Source organism: Pseudarthrobacter sp. TAF60_1, assembly GCF_052113505.1.
Lineage (GTDB): Bacteria > Actinomycetota > Actinomycetes > Actinomycetales > Micrococcaceae > Arthrobacter.
The window spans coordinates 1-479 of sequence record NZ_JBFRDI010000055.1; the positions used below are offsets into that span (position 1 = coordinate 1).

The following is a 479-nucleotide window of genomic DNA, read 5'->3' on the forward strand; positions in this document are numbered from 1 at the left end:
TACGGCCTTTCCGAGGTCATGGGCCCGGGCGTCGCCGGCGAGGCGGTGGAGACGCAGGACGGCTGCCACATCTGGGAGGACCACTTCCGCCCGGAAATCATCGACCCCTTCAAACCCGAGGTGGGCACGGAGAACGTCCTGCGCGACGGCGAACACGGTGAGCTCGTCTTCACCTCGCTCACGAAGGAAGCCCTGCCGGTTATCCGTTACCGCACCAAGGACCTCACCCGGCTCCTGCCCGGCACTGCCCGGCCCGCACACCGCCGGATGGGACGCATCACCGGCCGCAGCGACGACATGATTATCCTGCGCGGCGTAAATGTTTTCCCGTCCCAGATCGAGGAAATCGCGCTGCGGATCCCCGAACTCAGCCCGCACTTCCAGCTGGAACTCACCCGCCCCGAGGGGCAGCGCATGGACCGGCTGACCGTCCGGATTGAACGCCGCGAAACCGTTACCATCGAGCAAAGTTCGACGGC

The 479-nt window shown here is 66.0% G+C and carries 1 pseudogene; it reads left to right on the top strand.

What is annotated here, in order from left to right:
• Window positions 1-479, top strand: a pseudogene (locus tag AB4Y73_RS20460) (phenylacetate--CoA ligase); the annotation flags it as partial.